The 15,787-nt window shown below is 60.5% G+C and carries 15 protein-coding genes; 6 read left to right on the forward strand and 9 right to left on the reverse strand.

Annotated features, from left to right (window positions below; translation table 11 throughout):
• Position 1: 1 nt before the first annotated feature.
• The 7 genes from HQ912_RS00955 to HQ912_RS00985 form a co-directional block, all read right to left on the reverse strand.
• Positions 2-1,615: an EAL domain-containing protein gene (locus HQ912_RS00955; protein ID WP_076386507.1), complete on the reverse strand. Its 1,614-nt coding sequence runs from the start codon at positions 1,613-1,615 to the stop codon at positions 2-4.
• Between the two features lie 75 nt (positions 1,616-1,690).
• Positions 1,691-2,470, reverse strand: a complete 780-nt coding sequence (locus HQ912_RS00960; RefSeq protein ID WP_173406349.1) for an N-acetylmuramoyl-L-alanine amidase — start codon at positions 2,468-2,470, stop codon at positions 1,691-1,693.
• Positions 2,471-2,569: 99 nt separating this feature from the next.
• Positions 2,570-4,642, reverse strand: a complete 2,073-nt coding sequence (locus tag HQ912_RS00965; RefSeq protein ID WP_173406350.1) for a GGDEF domain-containing protein — start codon at positions 4,640-4,642, stop codon at positions 2,570-2,572.
• Entirely contained in the window at positions 4,639-5,517 is an 879-nt protein-coding gene (locus tag HQ912_RS00970) for an endonuclease/exonuclease/phosphatase family protein (RefSeq protein WP_047229789.1), read from the reverse strand. The genes HQ912_RS00965 and HQ912_RS00970 overlap by 4 nt, the downstream gene beginning before the upstream one ends.
• Positions 5,518-5,531: 14 nt before the next feature.
• The gene (locus HQ912_RS00975; RefSeq protein WP_047229788.1) at positions 5,532-6,176 is read right to left on the reverse strand and encodes a thiol:disulfide interchange protein DsbA/DsbL; all 645 of its coding nucleotides are present in this window, start codon (positions 6,174-6,176) and stop codon (positions 5,532-5,534) included.
• A gap of 198 nt (positions 6,177-6,374) precedes the next feature.
• Entirely contained in the window at positions 6,375-6,983 is a 609-nt protein-coding gene (locus HQ912_RS00980; protein ID WP_047229787.1) for a c-type cytochrome, read from the reverse strand.
• Between the two features lie 46 nt (positions 6,984-7,029).
• Positions 7,030-7,320, reverse strand: coding sequence for a c-type cytochrome (locus HQ912_RS00985; RefSeq protein ID WP_003196231.1), 291 nt, complete (start codon positions 7,318-7,320; stop codon positions 7,030-7,032).
• Positions 7,321-7,511: 191 nt separating this feature from the next.
• Between HQ912_RS00985 and yihA the strand changes: the two genes are divergently transcribed.
• Positions 7,512-8,153, forward strand: coding sequence for a ribosome biogenesis GTP-binding protein YihA/YsxC (gene yihA / locus HQ912_RS00990; RefSeq protein ID WP_047229786.1), 642 nt, complete (start codon positions 7,512-7,514; stop codon positions 8,151-8,153).
• Between the two features lie 319 nt (positions 8,154-8,472).
• Here yihA and polA read toward each other — a convergent pair whose 3' ends face one another.
• Positions 8,473-11,241 carry a DNA polymerase I gene (gene polA, locus HQ912_RS00995; protein WP_076383148.1) on the reverse strand — a complete coding sequence of 923 codons (2,769 nt, stop codon included), beginning with the start codon at positions 11,239-11,241 and terminating at the stop codon, positions 8,473-8,475.
• A 74-nt stretch (positions 11,242-11,315) separates the two neighbouring features.
• On the opposite strand from polA, the gene HQ912_RS01000 reads away from it, so the two are divergent.
• Both HQ912_RS01000 and HQ912_RS01005 read left to right on the forward strand, forming a co-directional pair.
• Positions 11,316-11,603: a DUF2782 domain-containing protein gene (locus HQ912_RS01000; protein ID WP_047229784.1), complete on the forward strand. Its 288-nt coding sequence runs from the start codon at positions 11,316-11,318 to the stop codon at positions 11,601-11,603.
• A gap of 60 nt (positions 11,604-11,663) precedes the next feature.
• Positions 11,664-12,614, forward strand: a complete 951-nt coding sequence (locus HQ912_RS01005; RefSeq protein WP_076383149.1) for a homoserine kinase — start codon at positions 11,664-11,666, stop codon at positions 12,612-12,614.
• A gap of 127 nt (positions 12,615-12,741) precedes the next feature.
• Here the strand turns inward: HQ912_RS01005 and znuA are convergent, their stop codons facing one another.
• The gene (znuA, locus tag HQ912_RS01010; RefSeq protein WP_107323309.1) at positions 12,742-13,671 is read right to left on the reverse strand and encodes a zinc ABC transporter substrate-binding protein ZnuA; all 930 of its coding nucleotides are present in this window, start codon (positions 13,669-13,671) and stop codon (positions 12,742-12,744) included.
• Positions 13,672-13,737: 66 nt separating this feature from the next.
• Between znuA and zur the strand changes: the two genes are divergently transcribed.
• The 3 genes from zur to znuB are packed head-to-tail and all read left to right on the forward strand — an operon-like array spanning position 13,738 to position 15,783.
• Complete coding sequence (zur, locus tag HQ912_RS01015; protein WP_047229782.1) at positions 13,738-14,220, forward strand: zinc uptake transcriptional repressor Zur; 483 nt, start codon at positions 13,738-13,740, stop codon at positions 14,218-14,220.
• Entirely contained in the window at positions 14,220-15,002 is a 783-nt protein-coding gene (znuC, locus tag HQ912_RS01020; protein WP_173406351.1) for a zinc ABC transporter ATP-binding protein ZnuC, read from the forward strand. The genes zur and znuC overlap by 1 nt, the downstream gene beginning before the upstream one ends.
• Positions 14,995-15,783: a zinc ABC transporter permease subunit ZnuB gene (gene znuB / locus HQ912_RS01025; RefSeq protein WP_047229780.1), complete on the forward strand. Its 789-nt coding sequence runs from the start codon at positions 14,995-14,997 to the stop codon at positions 15,781-15,783. Before znuC ends, znuB begins: the two co-directional genes overlap by 8 nt.
• Positions 15,784-15,787 lie beyond the last annotated feature (4 nt).

Raw genomic sequence — 15,787 nt, forward strand, 5'->3', positions numbered from 1 at the left:
CTCAGGCCTCATCGTCCAGGCGTCGCCCCAACAGGCGCCGGCCGCGGGTAATCAGCTCGATCAACTGCACGGCACTGAGCGCATGGGCAAACAGCCAACCCTGCCCGAAAGTCACGCCTTCGCTGCTCAGGTAAGACGCCTGGGCTTCATGCTCGATGCCCTCGGCAATCACCTTGAGCTCTAACGCGTGGGCCATGCGGATAATATGCGGGGCCACACCGCTGCTGGCGGCATCGTGCCCCAGGGCGTCAATGAAGGCTTTGTCGATTTTCAAGCAGTCCACCGGCAAGGTTTGCAGATAGGCGAGGCTGCAATAGCCCGTGCCAAAATCATCGATCAACACCTGATGCCCGACATCGCGCAGCGATTGCAGATTATCCCGGGCGACCAGGACATCGACCAATCCGCGTTCGGTCACTTCAAAGGCTATCTGGTGCGCCGACACCCGATGCAACGCCAGCAGGCGGGCGATCACTTCGCCGATACGTGGCACCATGACGTCGCACGCTGCCAGGTTCACCGAGATGTAGAGCTGCGGATTGGCCCGCAGCAGCTGACCCAACTGGTCGAACAGGCGTTGCAGCACGAAGTCTGTGATCTGACGGATCTGCCCGGTGTTCTCTGCCATCGGAATGAACAGATCCGGGCTGGTGAGGGTGCCGTCCGGGCGCCGCCAGCGCAACAGGGCTTCAGCACCGACGCAATTGCGACTGCGCAGGTCGAAGATCGGCTGGTACAGCACCTGCAATTCCCCGCGCCGGATGGCCCCGTGCAGCTCGGCGTCCATCGATTGGCGCTGACGCGCCAGCAGGAATACCTGGAAACCAATCCCCAGGCCCAGCATCAGGCTGATGGGCAGCAACCACCAGGCGTTGGAGGGAATATTGAAACCATTGCGTTGAGCAATCAGCACCAGTTGATATTCCGGGCTGTCGGTCTGCATCCGATAGATCAGGCGGTTCTGCGTCACTTGCAATGCATTGCGGCTTTTCGAGGGCCAAGGCTCCGTGGGCGGCCAGTATTGATCGGTGCCCAGCACCGGTATCGCCCGCTCGCCATGATCGAGCACCACAAGCAGGCTACTGCCGGGGGGCAGGTCGACCACGTCGGTCAGATGCCCGCGGGAAGTCGCAACGCGAAAATTGCCACGCCCCAGCATCAATGCAGCACGGTTTTCATCCGGCTCGGTGGTGGTATTGAGCCAGTAGCTGTAGGTCGGGCCCCGGATGTCAGGCGGTCGGATCACCGATAACCCGCTGCGGCGTGGACGATTGGAACAAACCCCGCTGCTATCGATATACGCCGCTTCGTAGACGAAACGGTAGTTGAAGCTGACCTGCTGCAACGTCGCGATCATGTCGTCGTCGCATCTGCGCAACGGCTGGTTTTGCAGATCGTCGAGGCTTTCGCGCAACTGTCCGAAAAGCTGCTCGAGTCGCTGCAGAAAGCGCTCGCCCTGAGCATTCATCTGGTCGCTTTCGCGCTGCTGGATTTGCTGCATCACCACGAACAGACTGGCGCCCAGCAATAGCACGGTACTCAGGACAGCCGCCATCATCGCCAGGAGAAACGGGCGATGGAGCCAGCTTTGCAGAGTTTCGCGGGCAGGCGTCATCATTGGTAATCCGAAAGTTACCAATGAGTTATAGCTTCTGATTTGGATTTAGCCCTGACCGTCGGACGGGCGTCATTATTTTGTCTGGTTGAGCACCTGCAGGATAGCCGCACTTTGCGCATCCGGCATGCCGTCGAACCGGGTCGGCCGGAAGCGCATCTGGAAGGCAGCGAGCACATGATGAGTGGCCACATCCCATTCGCCGGTGCGGGGCGTCGGGTAACCGAAACGGGCCAGCTCGGCCTGGAACCAACTGGCGTTCGGTACCTGCGCCGCGAAAACCGCCTGCTGGCGGATTACCGCCTGCTCGTCTGGCCAAATCCCCACCCCAGCTTGCGCCAGGCGCTTCCAGGGAAACAGCGGCCCAGGGTCAAGCTTGCGCATCGGGGCAATATCGCTATGCCCAATGATGTTGCGCGGGTTGATCCCATTACGCTGGGAGATGTCCTTGAGCAAGGCGATCAAGGTTTGGACCTGAGCTTCGCTGTAGGGATACCAGAGGCGCCCGTTGGGCGTATCGACGAAACCGGGATTGACGATCTCAATGCCGATGGAGCTGGAATTGAGCCAGGTCCGGCCATCCCATTCACTGTCTCCGGCGTGCCAGGCGCGCCGGCCTTCATCTACCAGCTTGTAGACGGTCGCGCTTTTATCATCGCCGATCAGGTAATGCGCACTGACTTCGCCGTGGGTGAGCAGAGCCAGGGACCGCTCCAGGGAAGCGGAAGTGTAATGCAGCACCACGAACTGGATACGGTTGTCATGATTGACTGAAGGGTGGCTGGTATCGAGCCTGGGGCCGCTGGCGCAACCGGCCAGAACCAGTAAGAAGGCAATGAGCGAAAAAAATTTCATGGCAGGTGCATTACGCGCTGGGGTAATGCAACAGTGTAACGTATCGCGTTGCGATGATCTGGCTCGTATAGCGGGATTCACAAAATGGAACAATTGCCTTCAGCCCCATTCCACTCGGTTGCGCCCGGCATTTTTGGCTCTATATAGCGCCTGATCGGCTCTTTTAAGCACCGAATCGCTGTGCTCCCCGCTTTTGAACGCGGTCATGCCCACGGACACGGTGATTGTGACCGGCTCACCCTTGAAGTGAAACGGGCAGGCCTCGATGGCTGCGCGCAGGGACTCGGCCAGTCTTGCCCCGGCCGCCAGCGGTGTGTCGGGCACCAGCAGGACAAATTCCTCACCGCCAAAGCGGGCGATGAAATCGCTGCCACGCAGACGTCTACGCAGCACCGAAGCGATGATCTTCAGCACCCGATCACCTGCCAGGTGGCCGTAGTTATCGTTGATGCGCTTGAAGTGATCCAGATCGAGCATGGCCAGCAGCAGACTGTTGCCGTGCCGCTGCCATTGGGCAACTTCCTGTTCGAGACGCTCGGACCAGGCGGCGCGGTTAGGCAGCCCGGTGAGCGGATCGATAAGCGCTTTTTGCCGCTGCTCTTCAAGATTATCCCGGACAACCTGGGCATCCTGCTCCATCAGCGCGACGCGCTCGGCCAGGCTTTTGAGGCGAGCCGACACTTCCTGCTCGCGCTGATCGCGCTGCTTCTGGTGCTGGTCCATCGTGCCAAGCAGGCCTTCAAGATGGTTCTCCAGCACTTGCTTGAGACCTTCCAGGTCATCAGCTTCCTGCACGCTGCTTTGCAAGCCATCCACCTGCTCGCGAATCTGCGTGTCCATTTCCCGGGAGGCCGACTGGTTATCGGCATGGTCTTCACTGGCTGCCCGTAAACTGCTCTGGAAGGACTCAAGCCGATCATTGAGGCGCTGCAGGTACGCTTCGAATTCATGTTGGCCGGTGTCGGTAATTGCCAGCATGAGTACGGCAAGATCGTCGAGAATTGGCAGTAATTCATACCAGTTCAAGCCATTTTGCAGCCGTTCGCGCATGGCCTCGGCCTGGGGACGGTGACGCTCGGGCAGGGTCAGATCGCCCAGCAGGCCCAACAGGGTGTCTTCTATATGCCTGGCCACCGAACTGTAGGACGGCTCCGGTGAGTCGGGCAGTTCATAATGGTCGTCCTCCGGCTCAGACGCTGCCGGCTCGACCGCGGCCGAGGGTTCGACGGGCTCTTCCGGGAGGGGCAGCGACTCGTCCAGCGCTTGCGGCGGCTCCTCGGGCATCAGCTCATCAGGGTTCCCAAGGGCGGGTACCGGCACCGCCTGTTCCGTGGGAATCGGTGCCGGCTCGGTTGACTCCTCCTGCTCGGTAGCTTCATCTCGCTCCAGAGTCGGCTCGGCAGCTTCGGATACCGGCGACGGAGAGCGTTCTGGATCGGGATCGACCATTGGCGGAATGAACGCGACCGGTTCAGGCGCTTCATCGACTGTTGCCGCGGGTCCGGCTAACACTGCCGGGGCTGGAGTTGGGGTTATGACAGGCGCAGCGTCAGTCGCTAACTGTGCCGGTGCCGGCGGTGTCGTTTCCAAAACCGGTACCGCGCTGCGCTGGGCAGGTTCGTGCGGCTGAGGCGCCGCTTCTTCCTGGCCGTGGCCACCAAACAACCGTTGCAGCAGGCCGGGACGATTCGGTTCAGTGGGTGCTTCCAGCACACTCAGCGCCTGGCCCTGCAAGCTGCTCAGTTCACTGAGCAGCAAAGGAATCTCCCGAGCCTGGTCCACCCGGTCTTCCAACTGCTTGGAAAACTTTTTCAAGGGCCGGCTGACTTCCTTTGGCAGCGGCAAGGTTTGCAACTGAGCGACCAGGGAAGTCAATGCGGCGCTCACCTGTTCGACCCGAGTCTCGCGACGCTGCTCGGAATCAAGCACAGCTTTTTCCAGGCGGGGCAAAAGAGCGGCGAGGGCGGCATCCATGTCATCGCTGCGCACCACTTCGCGCATTTCTTTCATGCACTGATCGACCGCCCGGTCAGTGCCTTCGGCGGCCAGCGTACTGCGCACCAGGCCGCGACGCAGCAAGTCGAGCCGAGCCGCCCAGCGGCGCTCGAGCTTTTCTTGCTGTTCGATGCTCTTGAAGTACTTCTCTCTCCAGCGTTCGGCTTCGTCGCTCATTCATGGGATCCGCGAGGGGCAGGACTCAGTGCGGGGAATGCATCCGCCGTGAGCGAACCCGGCAGACGAATTTCGACCGCGACAGGCAGGTGGTCGGAAATGGGGTGAGCCAGCACCTCGAACCGTTCGAGGGTCAAGGTGGGGCTCAACAGAATATGGTCCAGACAGCGCTGGGGGCGCCAGCTGGGGAATGTGGCTTCGAGTTGGGGGGCGAGCAGCCCAAGATCACGCAACGGCGAATTTTGCAGCAAGTCGTTGGCATGGGTATTCATGTCGCCCATCAATACCTGGTGCTTGTAGTCACCAATCAGCTCGCGGATGTAGGCCAGTTGCATCGTTCGGGTACGAGCCCCAAGGGCCAGGTGCATCATGACCACGATCAACGCCTCCGGACCTTCGCCAAAGCGCGCCAGGATCGCTCCGCGTCCCTTGGGACCGGGTAACGGGTGGTCTTCTATCGCCCACGGCCGCAGGCGGCTCAACACACCATTGCTGTGCTGGCCCAGGCGTCCGAGGTTGCGATTGAGTTGTTGGTACCAGTAGGGGAAAGCACCCAGTTGAGCCAGATGCTCCACCTGATTGACGTAGCCCGATCTCAGGCTCCCACCGTCGGCCTCTTGCAAGGCCACCAGGTCGAAATCTTTCAGCAGGTCGCCGATCTTCTGCAGGTTGACGGCGCGTCCGGTGTGCGGCAGCAGATGTTGCCAGCCACGGGTCAGGTAATGCCGGTAACGCTCTGTGCTGATGCCCACCTGAATATTGAAACTGAGCAGCCGCAGACAGTTGTCGGCAGGCAGGCCCGTGGAGGCGATATGATGCTCATTGACCCGCGGTTCATGCAGGCCAACGACGCGTTCGGTGCTCCAGCGGGCCATGGTCAGCGCCGCGCTTAGTTGGCGGCGGCCTTGGTTGCCGCTCGTTCTTTGGCAATCAGCTGGTCGGCCAGCTCCAGCGCCTGGTTAGCACCACCGGCCGAACCGATATCAAAGCGGTATTTGCCGTTGACGACCATGGTGGGTACGCCAGTGATCTCGTATTTCTTGGCAAGTTCTTTGGCTTTGTTGATCTGGCCCTTGATGGCGAAGGAGTTGAACGTCGCCAGAAACTTGTCCTTGTCCACACCTTGGGTGGCGAGGAATTCAGCCATTTCTTCAGGATCGGTCAGACGCTTCTTCTCAACCTGGATCTCATTGAACACTGCAGCGTGAACCTTGTGCTCGACGCCCATGGCTTCGAGGGTCAGGAACATCTGGCCGTGGGCGTCCCATGGGCCGCCGAACATGGCCGGAATGCGTACGAAATTAACGTCCGAAGGCAGTTTCTCGACCCATGGGTTGATGACCGGCTCGAACGCGTAGCAATGCGGGCAGCCGTACCAGAACAGTTCCACCACTTCGATCTTGCCAGGCACGGCCACCGGAACGGGATTGCTCAATTCGACGTAAGGGGCTTTCGATTCCTCGGCGTTGGCTTGGGCGGCCATGCCGAACAGGCTGACAGCGGCGAGCGCGGCGCTGATGATCAGATTACGCATGCTTTACTCCTGGACAATGAGGTGACCTCGCGAGGCGTGTTTTTCAGACAGGCCGTGACGGGTTCAAGTTCGCTAGTGTAACGGTAGCGGCCACAAAAAAGGGCGGCCAAAGCCACCCTTTTGATGTTCGCATCGACAGATTAATCGAGCGTTAACGTTGCAAGAGATGTAAACCCTCACAACGCCCGGCCAACGGTCTTAGTGCAGGCCCTGGATGTAGCTGGCCACCGCCGCGATCTCTTCGTCGCTCAGCTTGCGGGCAATGGTGCGCATCATCGCCTCGCCATCATTGTTACGACCGTCTGCTTCCTTGCGGAAGTCAGTCAGCTGCTTGGCAATGTACTGAGCGTGCTGGCCCCCAAGGTGCGGGAAGCCGGCCGCTGCGTTACCTTTGCCGTCAGGCGAGTGGCAACCGGTGCAAGCTGGAAGCCCCTTTTCCAGGTTGCCTCCGCGAAACAGCGCTTCACCACGTGCGACCAGTTTTGGATCGGCGGCGCCAACGCTGCCCTTCTGGCTGGCGAAATAAGCCGCCATGTCCGCCAGGTCCTGATCGTTCAGGTTGGTCAGCAGGCCGGTCATTTCCAGCACGACACGCTTGCCGTCCTTGATGTCCTTCAACTGCTTGGTCAGGTAACGCTCGCCCTGGCCCGCCAGTTTTGGAAAGTTTGGTGCCATGCTGTTGCCATCCGGACCATGGCAGGCCCCACATACGGCGGCTTTCGCCTGGCCGGCGGCGGCATCGCCAGCGGCATGGGCTACGCCGGATATCCCCAATGTCAACAGCAGACTCACGATCAGTTTGTTCATCAGCTAATCCAACTACGGCTAAGGGTTAAAGAGTTATGGACCGGGTTTACTCGCTCATCCACTGGATGATGGCTCGGTAATCCTCGGCACTGCAGTCCATGCACAAACCACGCGGCGGCATCGCCTTGAAACCCTGGGTCACGTGTTGCACCAGCGTCTCCATACCTTTCGCCAACCTCGGCGTCCAAGCTTCCTGATCACCCTTGCGGGGTGCCATGGGGAGTTGGCCGGAATGACAGGCACCACAAACACGGTTGTACACAGCTTCCGGATCCTGTGTAGCCTGAGCGCTGTAAAGCGGCATCAAGACACCGGCAGCTAGCAGCCATTTCGTCATAAAACGACCTTTTCAGGGTTGAGAGCGAGCTGCGTTCTAGTGCGCAATTTCAGTCGGTCGCTCCCGTGAGCTTCATCCTACGCTGGGACAAAGCGCACACAAAATCTGCGGCATTATATACTGGCGTCACTGAAACGGAAACGACACAGCTTGCCGCGTCCATTCCCGACGCCACCCACATCGGAAATCCCATGCAACTGAAGAACCCCATCCTTGGCCTGTGCCAACAGTCCACCTTCATGCTCAGCGCCGCCAAAGTCGATCAATGCCCCGACGACGAAGGCTTTGAAGTGGCTTTCGCCGGGCGTTCCAATGCCGGTAAATCCAGCGCGCTGAACACCCTGACCCATGCAAGCCTGGCACGCACCTCGAAAACTCCGGGCCGCACGCAGCTCTTGAACTTCTTCAAGCTAGACGATGAACGCCGTTTGGTCGACCTGCCCGGCTACGGCTACGCGAAAGTACCGATTCCGCTCAAGCAGCATTGGCAGCGCCATTTGGAAGCCTATCTGGGCAGCCGCGAGAGTTTGAAAGGCTTGATTCTGATGATGGACATCCGCCATCCGATGACCGACTTCGATCTGCTGATGCTCGACTGGGCTGTCGCCAGCGGCATGCCGATGCACATCCTGCTGACCAAGGCAGACAAGCTCACCTACGGCGCAGCCAAGAACACCCTGCTCAAAGTGCAGTCGGAAATTCGCAAAGGGTGGGGCGAGACGATCACCATCCAGTTGTTCTCGGCGCCCAAGCGCATGGGCCTGGAAGAGGCCTACACTGTATTGGCCGACTGGATGGAATTGGCAGACAAGGGCAGCGAAGAGGCGGAATAAGCCAAATCGCGGGCAAAAAAAACCCCGGACTTCGTATGGGGAGGGGGAAGTTCGGGGTCCAAGTTCCGGACCGCTAGGGCGGGGTCCAGATATCTGCCAACACTTAACACAACATAGGAGCATTGAAGGGCTTCACCAGCCTTTCAGAAACTCTGAGTAGCAATTCACGGTTTTAGTTCAGATTATTTTTGGAAATAACCTTAGGAATTTTCCGAACTAATGAGGCCAGGATTCGATTTGGCGAGGGGATTTCCCTCGCCACAGGGCCTACCATATCTCCCTGACCCACACAGGTCCCCGCAATTTCAGCAGTTGAGACTCAGTGCGCCTCATCCCAGTTATTGCCCACGCCCACTTCCACCAGGAGCGGCACATCCAGCGTGGCGGCGGCACTCATGTGCTGGCGAATTTCCTCGCGCACCTGGTCGACCAGATCCTCGCGCACCTCCAGCACCAATTCGTCGTGGACCTGCAGGATGACCTTGGCATCCAGCCCCGACGCAGTCAGCCAGCGATCAACCGCCACCATGGCTTTCTTGATGATATCTGCCGCAGTGCCCTGCATCGGCGCGTTGATGGCCGTGCGTTCTGCGCCTTTGCGCAAAGCCGGATTTTTCGCGTTGATATCCGGCAGGTACAACCGACGCCCGAAAATGGTTTCGACGTAACCTTGCTCGGCTGCCTGGGCACGAGTGCGCTCCATGTAGGCCAGTACGCCTGGGTAGCGGGCAAAGTAGCGGTCGATGTAAGCCTGGGACTGCTTGCGATCCACACCGATCTGCTTGGCCAGACCGAAAGCACTCATGCCGTAGATCAGGCCGAAGTTGATCGCCTTGGCGCTGCGGCGCTGGTCATGAGTGACGGCGTCCAGCTCTACGCCGAAAACCTCGGCGGCGGTGGCCCGGTGCACATCCAGATTATTGCGGAAGGCGTGGAGCAGGCCTTCATCCTTGGCCAGGTGCGCCATGATCCGCAGTTCGATCTGCGAGTAGTCCGCCGCCAGCAGCTTGTAGCCTTTCGGCGCAACGAATGCCTGACGAATCCTGCGGCCTTCGGCGGTGCGAATCGGAATGTTCTGCAGGTTGGGGTCGATCGAGGACAGTCGCCCGGTAGCGGCGACCGCTTGCTGATAATTGGTATGGACGCGGCCCGTGCGGCTGTTGATCTGCTCTGGCAGGCGGTCGGTGTAGGTGCTCTTGAGCTTGCTCAGCGAGCGGTACTGCATCAATACCTTGGGCAGCGGATAATCCTGCTCGGCCAGCTCGGCCAGCACCGCTTCGGCGGTAGACGCCTGGCCCTTGGCGGTTTTGCTGAGCACCGGTAAGCCAAGTTTTTCGTAGAGGATCACCCCCAGTTGCTTGGGTGAACCCAGGTTGAATTCCTCCCCGGCGATGGCAAATGCCTCGCGTTCCAGAGCCACGAGCTTCTCGCCCAACTCAACGCTCTGCACCCCCAGCAGGTTGGCATCGACCAGCGCACCCTGGCGCTCAATGCGTGCCAGGACCGGCATCAGCGGCATTTCGATTTCGTTGAGCACCTTGCCCAGACTTGGCGTGGCAGCCAGTTTTTCCTGCAAGGCCTGGTGCAGGCGGAAAGTCACGTCCGCATCTTCGGCGGCGTAAGGGCCGGCCAGTTCCAGGGCAATCTGGTCAAAGGTCAGCTGTTTGACGCCTTTGCCGGCGATGTCCTGGATATCGGTCTTGCTTTGTCCCAGGTACTTGAGCGCCAGGCTGTCCATGTCGTGACGGGTTGCTGTGGAGTCCAGTACGTAGGACTCAAGCATGGTGTCGAAGGCAATGCCTTGCACAAGAATGCCGTTGTTTTGATCACCACCGATGGCGCAGTTGGCCAGGATGTTGGTTTCGAATTTGGCATGCTGGCCGACCTTGAGCTTGTTCGGGTTCTCCAGCAATGGCTTGAGCGCCTTGAGCACCGTGTCGCGATCCAGTTGCTCCGGCACGCCCATGTAGGAATGGGTCAAGGGAACGTAGGCCGCCTCAAAGGGCGCGACGGCAAACGACAACCCTACGAGTTGCGCATGCTGGGCGTCGTTACCATTGGTTTCGGTGACGAAAGCAAACAGCGGCGCCTGTTCAAGCTTGGCGAGCCAGGCGTCGAAACGTGCCTGGTCGAGAATGATCTCGTACTTGGCCTCAGCGGCGCCGGGTTGTTCGTCGGCAGCTTCGACGATCTCCTGACCGGCACGCTTGGCATCGCGCTGGTTTTCTTCGAACCAGCTCTTGAACTCCAGCAACGTATACAGCTCGGCGAGTTTCTCGTGATCCGGCTGGCCCATTTGCAGGTCGTCGAGACCGACATCCAACGGCACGTCGGTCTTGATGGTCGCCAGCTCGTAGGAGAGGAGGGCCATTTCCTTGTGTTCTTCGAGTTTGGCGGCCAGGGTCTTGGCGCCACGAATCGGCAAGGTGGCGACGATGTCCAGTTGCGCATACAGCTCGGTCAGGCCGCCATTGACGCCCACCAGCAGGCCCGAGGCGGTCTTCGGACCGATTCCCGGAACACCGGGAATGTTGTCGGAAGAATCGCCCATCAGTGCCAGATAATCGATGATCTGCTCCGGAGCGACGCCAAACTTCTCCTTCACGCCAGCCACGTCCAGGGCGCTACCGGTCATGGTGTTGACCAAGGTAATGTGCCCGTCAACCAGTTGCGCCATGTCTTTGTCGCCGGTGGAGATCACCACCGGACGGTCGGCTGCGGCGCTGCTGCGGGCCAGGGTGCCGATCACGTCATCGGCTTCGACGTTGTCCACGCACAGCAGCGGGAAGCCCAGGGCCTTGACGCTGGCATGCAGCGGCTCAATCTGCACGCGCATGTCGTCGGGCATGCTGGGGCGGTTGGCCTTGTATTCGGCGTACAGCTCATCGCGAAAGGTCCCACCCTTGGCATCGAACACCACGGCGAACGGGCTGTCCGGATACTGTTTGCGCAGGCTCTTGAGCATGTTCAGCACGCCCTTGACCGCGCCTGTCGGCAGGCCTTTGGAGGTGGTCAACGGTGGTAGCGCGTGAAAGGCGCGATAAAGATAAGAAGAACCGTCCACCAGGACGAGGGGGGCTTGGCTCATGAGCAGGATCAACCTTTTCGGCGGGTCCGGGGCTAGAATAGCGGGACCGTTGACGACAAAGGGACAAGGTTATCATGCGTACACTAAATCGCCTGTTACTGGCTGGCTTGTTTGCAATCACCCCGCTGGCCGTCATGGCGGCGGACGACGCCCCCTCGGCGGACCCGGATGTCACCATCCGCACCGAAGGCGATAGGACCATTCAGGAGTACCGGCAAAACGGCTTTCTGTACGCGATCAAGGTCACGCCCAAGAACGGCAAGCCTTATTTCCTGGTCCGTGCCGATGGCAGCGACGGGAATTTCATCCGCTCGGATCAGCCGGATATGCTGATTCCATCGTGGAAAATCTTTGAGTGGTAATACCGCTCTCGACTTCAACCGGCGCTCGCTGATGGGCGCCCGTACTGGCAGTTTTTAACCATGTCTGTGTTCACTCCCCTGGCTCGGCCCGAGCTGGAAACCTTTCTCGCCCCTTATGGGCTCGGCCGCCTGCTTGATTTCCAGGGGATCGCCGCCGGCAGCGAAAACACCAATTTTTTTATCAGCCTGGAGCAGGGTGAATTTGTCCTGACCCTGGTGGAACGCGGCCCGGTGCAGGAAATGCCCTTCTTCATCGAGCTGTTGGATGTACTGCATGACGCCGACCTGCCGGTGCCTTACGCCTTGCGTACCACCGACGGCGTTGCGCTGCGAGAACTGGCTGGCAAGCCGGCGCTGCTGCAACCGCGCCTGGCCGGCAAGCACATCAAGCAGGCCAACGCACAGCATTGCGCCCAGGTGGGGGAGTTACTGGCCCATCTGCACCTGGCGACCAAGAACAACATGATCAAGCGCAAGACTGATCGCGGCCTGGACTGGATGCAGGAGGAGGGCGCGAAGCTGTTGTCGCACCTGGATGCCGAACCCCGTCGGTTGCTGGAGGCTGCGCTGGATGAAATCGCCCAACAGAAGGAAAAAATTCTGGCGCTGCCCCGGGCCAACATCCACGCGGACCTGTTCCGCGACAATGCGATGTTCGAGGGCACACACCTGACCGGGCTGATCGACTTTTATAACGCCTGCTCCGGGCCAATGCTGTATGACGTTGCCATCGCCCTGAACGACTGGTGTTCGGATGACAACGGTGTGCTCGATGGCCCACGGACGCGGGCCTTGTTGGGGGCTTATGCTGCGCTGCGCCCATTCACCGCTGCCGAGGCCGAGTCATGGCCGACGATGCTGCGCGTGGCATGCGTGCGCTTCTGGCTGTCACGGTTGATCGCCGCCGAGTCTTTTGCCGGGCAGGATGTACTGATCCACGATCCAATGGAGTTTCAGCAGCGCCTGGCGCAGCGGCAGACGGTCAGTGCGATGTTGCCGTTCGCCCTCTGACGCAACTGAATGCCTCTGTGGCGAGGGAGCTTGCTCCCGCTGGGGTGCGCTGCAGCCCTAAGATTTTGCGGTCGCTGCGCAACCGAGCGGGAGCAAGCTCCCTCGCCACAGGGTTTGCGCTCGGCAGTTATAGCGACTCCAGACACCCCGCCAGATCATTCCCCAACTTCTCCAGCAACTGCTCATACCCTTGCGCCGTCGCAGGGGTATAGCCGCCCAGCGCATCCAGCTCCGCCAATTTCACCGGTAACCCGGCCACCAGGGTTTCGGCCAGGCGCGGGCGCAGGGGCGGTTCGCTGAAGACGCACGTCTTGCCCACGGCCTGCAAGCGATTGCGCATCGCCGCCACGTGTTGGGCGCCGGGCTGGACTTCGGTGGCCACGGCAAAAACTCCGGCGTGCTTGAGGCCGTAGTGGTCTTCGAAATAGTCGAACGCTTCGTGGAACACGAAATACGGCTTGCCCGCGACGCCGGCCAGACGGGTCTTCAAACGCGCATCCAGCGCATCGAGACGCTGGTTGAAACCCTTGAGGTTGCTTTGATAGCGGCTGGCATTGGCCGGATCGGCCGCGCTGAGGTCGGCAGCCATCTTGGCGGCAATCACCCGGGCATTGGTTGGCGAGAGCCACAGATGGGCATCGATGGTGCCGGGGCGATGGTCGTGATCATGCTCATCGGCGTCATGCTCATCTTCGGCGTGGGAATGACTGTCCTGGGCGAAGTGACGCAACTTGAGTCCCGGCACATCCTGCACCGCGACGGACGGCAACGTACGACCGTTCAGCACGCGCGGCAGGAAACTTTCCATGTCGGGGCCAATCCAGTAGAGCAAATCCACCGACTGCACCTTCCGTACGTCGGAAGGCCGCAGGGCGTAATGGTGAGGTGAAGCGCCGGGCGGCAGCAGGACCTCAGGAACAGCCACGCCGTCCTGCACCGCGGCGGCAATCAGTTGCAATGGCTTGATGCTGGTAAGCACTTTGACTTCGGCCTGGGCCGGGCCGATCAGCAGAAAACTGGCGACAAAAGCGACAAAGATCGAAAAATTTCGGGACACGATGACCACTCGAAGAGGCGAGAACGGGTAACATAATAACGTCTCTCACTAAAATCGTCGCTGCCCATGCCTATTACGCCCCTTGCCAGTCGTCCCCATGACCATTCTCACTGCGTGCACACCGCGCTGTCCGAGGCCGACGCCATCTGCGCGCGCCAAGGGTTGCGCCTGACCGCTTTGCGTCGACGCGTGCTGGAGCTGGTCTGGCAAAGCCACAAGCCGCTGGGCGCCTACGACATACTCGCGGTGCTCAGTGAGCAGGACGGCCGCCGCGCCGCGCCGCCCACGGTTTATCGGGCGCTGGATTTCCTGCTGGAAAACGGCCTGGTGCATCGCATCTCGTCGTTGAATGCCTTTGTTGGCTGCAATCATCCGGAACACGCGCACCAGGGCCAGTTCCTGATCTGTCGCGAATGCCACGCAGCCATCGAGCTGGAGCAGAAGTCCATCAGCGATGCCATCGTTGCCAGCGCCAAAGAAGTGGGTTTCGTGGTTGATACCCAGACCGTCGAAGTGGTCGGGCTCTGCTCCGGTTGCCAGGGGGCCTGATGAGCAATGCGTTGATCCGTCTCGAGCACGTAGGCGTGACGTTCGCCGGCCAGAGCGTGCTGGATAACATCCACCTGAGCGTCGAGCCGGGGCAGATCGTCACCCTGATCGGCCCCAACGGCGCCGGCAAGACGACCCTGGTGCGTGCCGTGCTGGGGTTGCTCAAACCCGACAGCGGCAGCGTCTGGCGCAAGCCGAAGCTGCGGGTCGGTTACATGCCGCAAAAGCTTCATGTCGACCCGACGCTGCCCCTGTCGGTACTGCGCTTCTTGCGCCTGGTGCCTGGCGTGGATCGCGCACGGGCCCTGGCGGCGCTCAACGAAGTCGGTGCCGAACAGGTGATCGACAGTCCGGTACAAAGTGTTTCCGGCGGTGAAATGCAGCGCGTGTTGCTGGCTCGCGCTCTGCTGCGCGAACCCGAGTTGCTGGTGCTCGACGAGCCCGTGCAAGGGGTCGACGTGGCCGGTCAGGCCGAGCTGTACAGCCTGATCACCCGCCTGCGCGACCGTCACCGCTGCGGCGTGCTGATGGTTTCCCATGACCTTCACCTGGTCATGAGCACCACTGACCAGGTGGTCTGCCTCAATCGCCACGTCTGCTGTTCCGGGCATCCCGAGCAGGTCAGCGGCGATCCGGCATTCGTCGAACTGTTCGGAAAGAACGCACAAAGCCTGGCGATTTATCACCACCATCACGACCACGCCCATGACCTGCATGGTTCGGTGGTCAGCGACTCGTCTGTTTCTACCCATGTTCATGGAGATGGCTGCAAGCATGGCTGATTTTCTGTTGTACGCCCTGCTCGCAGGCTTGGCCCTCGCGATGGTGGCCGGCCCCCTGGGCTCGTTCGTGGTCTGGCGGCGCATGGCCTATTTCGGCGATACCTTGTCCCACGCGGCCTTGCTGGGCGTGGCCCTGGGCTTTTTGCTGGACGTCAGCCCCGCAGTGGCGGTGACCGTCGGCTGCCTGTTGCTGGCGGTGCTACTGGTGACGCTGCAACAGCGTCAACCGCTGGCGTCCGACACGCTGCTGGGCATTCTGGCGCCCAGCACCCTGTCTCTCGGGCTGGTGGTACTAAGCTTCATGCATGACGTGCGGATTGATCTGATGGCCTACCTGTTTGGTGATCTGCTTGCCATCAGCCCCATGGATCTTTCGTGGATCCTGGGTGGCAGCGCGGCCGTCCTGCTGCTGCTGGTAGCGCTCTGGCGCCCGTTGCTGGCGGTTACTGTGCACGAGGAACTGGCGCGGGTCGAAGGCTTGCCCGTGGTGGGTTTGCGGCTGGCGTTGATGCTGTTGATTGCGGTAGTCATTGCCGTGGCGATGAAAATCGTCGGTGTATTGCTGATTACTTCTTTGCTGATTATCCCGGCGGCCGCAGCACAGCGGCACGCCCGCTCCCCGGAGCAGATGGCCCTGGGCGCCAGCCTGCTGGGCATGCTCGCAGTGTGCGGTGGGCTGGCGCTATCGTGGTTCAAGGACACCCCGGCCGGGCCGTCGATTGTGGTCAGCGCCGCCGCGCTATTTCTGCTGAGTTTTGTCCTGCCCCGCCGAGGGGTGTAGACTT

The organism is Pseudomonas sp. MPDS, assembly GCF_013283895.1.
Classification (GTDB): Bacteria; Pseudomonadota; Gammaproteobacteria; order Pseudomonadales; family Pseudomonadaceae; genus Aquipseudomonas; species Aquipseudomonas rhizophila.

Coding starts and splice junctions, on each gene's coding strand:
- HQ912_RS00955 (WP_076386507.1), bottom strand. CDS start 1,615: ATGACGCCTGCCCGCGAAACTCTGCAAAGCTGGCTCCATCGCCCGTTT.
- HQ912_RS00960 (WP_173406349.1), bottom strand. CDS start 2,470: ATGAAATTTTTTTCGCTCATTGCCTTCTTACTGGTTCTGGCCGGTTGC.
- HQ912_RS00965 (WP_173406350.1), bottom strand. CDS start 4,642: ATGAGCGACGAAGCCGAACGCTGGAGAGAGAAGTACTTCAAGAGCATC.
- HQ912_RS00970 (WP_047229789.1), bottom strand. CDS start 5,517: ATGGCCCGCTGGAGCACCGAACGCGTCGTTGGCCTGCATGAACCGCGG.
- HQ912_RS00975 (WP_047229788.1), bottom strand. CDS start 6,176: ATGCGTAATCTGATCATCAGCGCCGCGCTCGCCGCTGTCAGCCTGTTC.
- HQ912_RS00980 (WP_047229787.1), bottom strand. CDS start 6,983: ATGAACAAACTGATCGTGAGTCTGCTGTTGACATTGGGGATATCCGGC.
- HQ912_RS00985 (WP_003196231.1), bottom strand. CDS start 7,320: ATGACGAAATGGCTGCTAGCTGCCGGTGTCTTGATGCCGCTTTACAGC.
- yihA (WP_047229786.1), top strand. CDS start 7,512: ATGCAACTGAAGAACCCCATCCTTGGCCTGTGCCAACAGTCCACCTTC.
- polA (WP_076383148.1), bottom strand. CDS start 11,241: ATGAGCCAAGCCCCCCTCGTCCTGGTGGACGGTTCTTCTTATCTTTAT.
- HQ912_RS01000 (WP_047229784.1), top strand. CDS start 11,316: ATGCGTACACTAAATCGCCTGTTACTGGCTGGCTTGTTTGCAATCACC.
- HQ912_RS01005 (WP_076383149.1), top strand. CDS start 11,664: ATGTCTGTGTTCACTCCCCTGGCTCGGCCCGAGCTGGAAACCTTTCTC.
- zur (WP_047229782.1), top strand. CDS start 13,738: ATGCCTATTACGCCCCTTGCCAGTCGTCCCCATGACCATTCTCACTGC.
- znuC (WP_173406351.1), top strand. CDS start 14,220: ATGAGCAATGCGTTGATCCGTCTCGAGCACGTAGGCGTGACGTTCGCC.
- znuB (WP_047229780.1), top strand. CDS start 14,995: ATGGCTGATTTTCTGTTGTACGCCCTGCTCGCAGGCTTGGCCCTCGCG.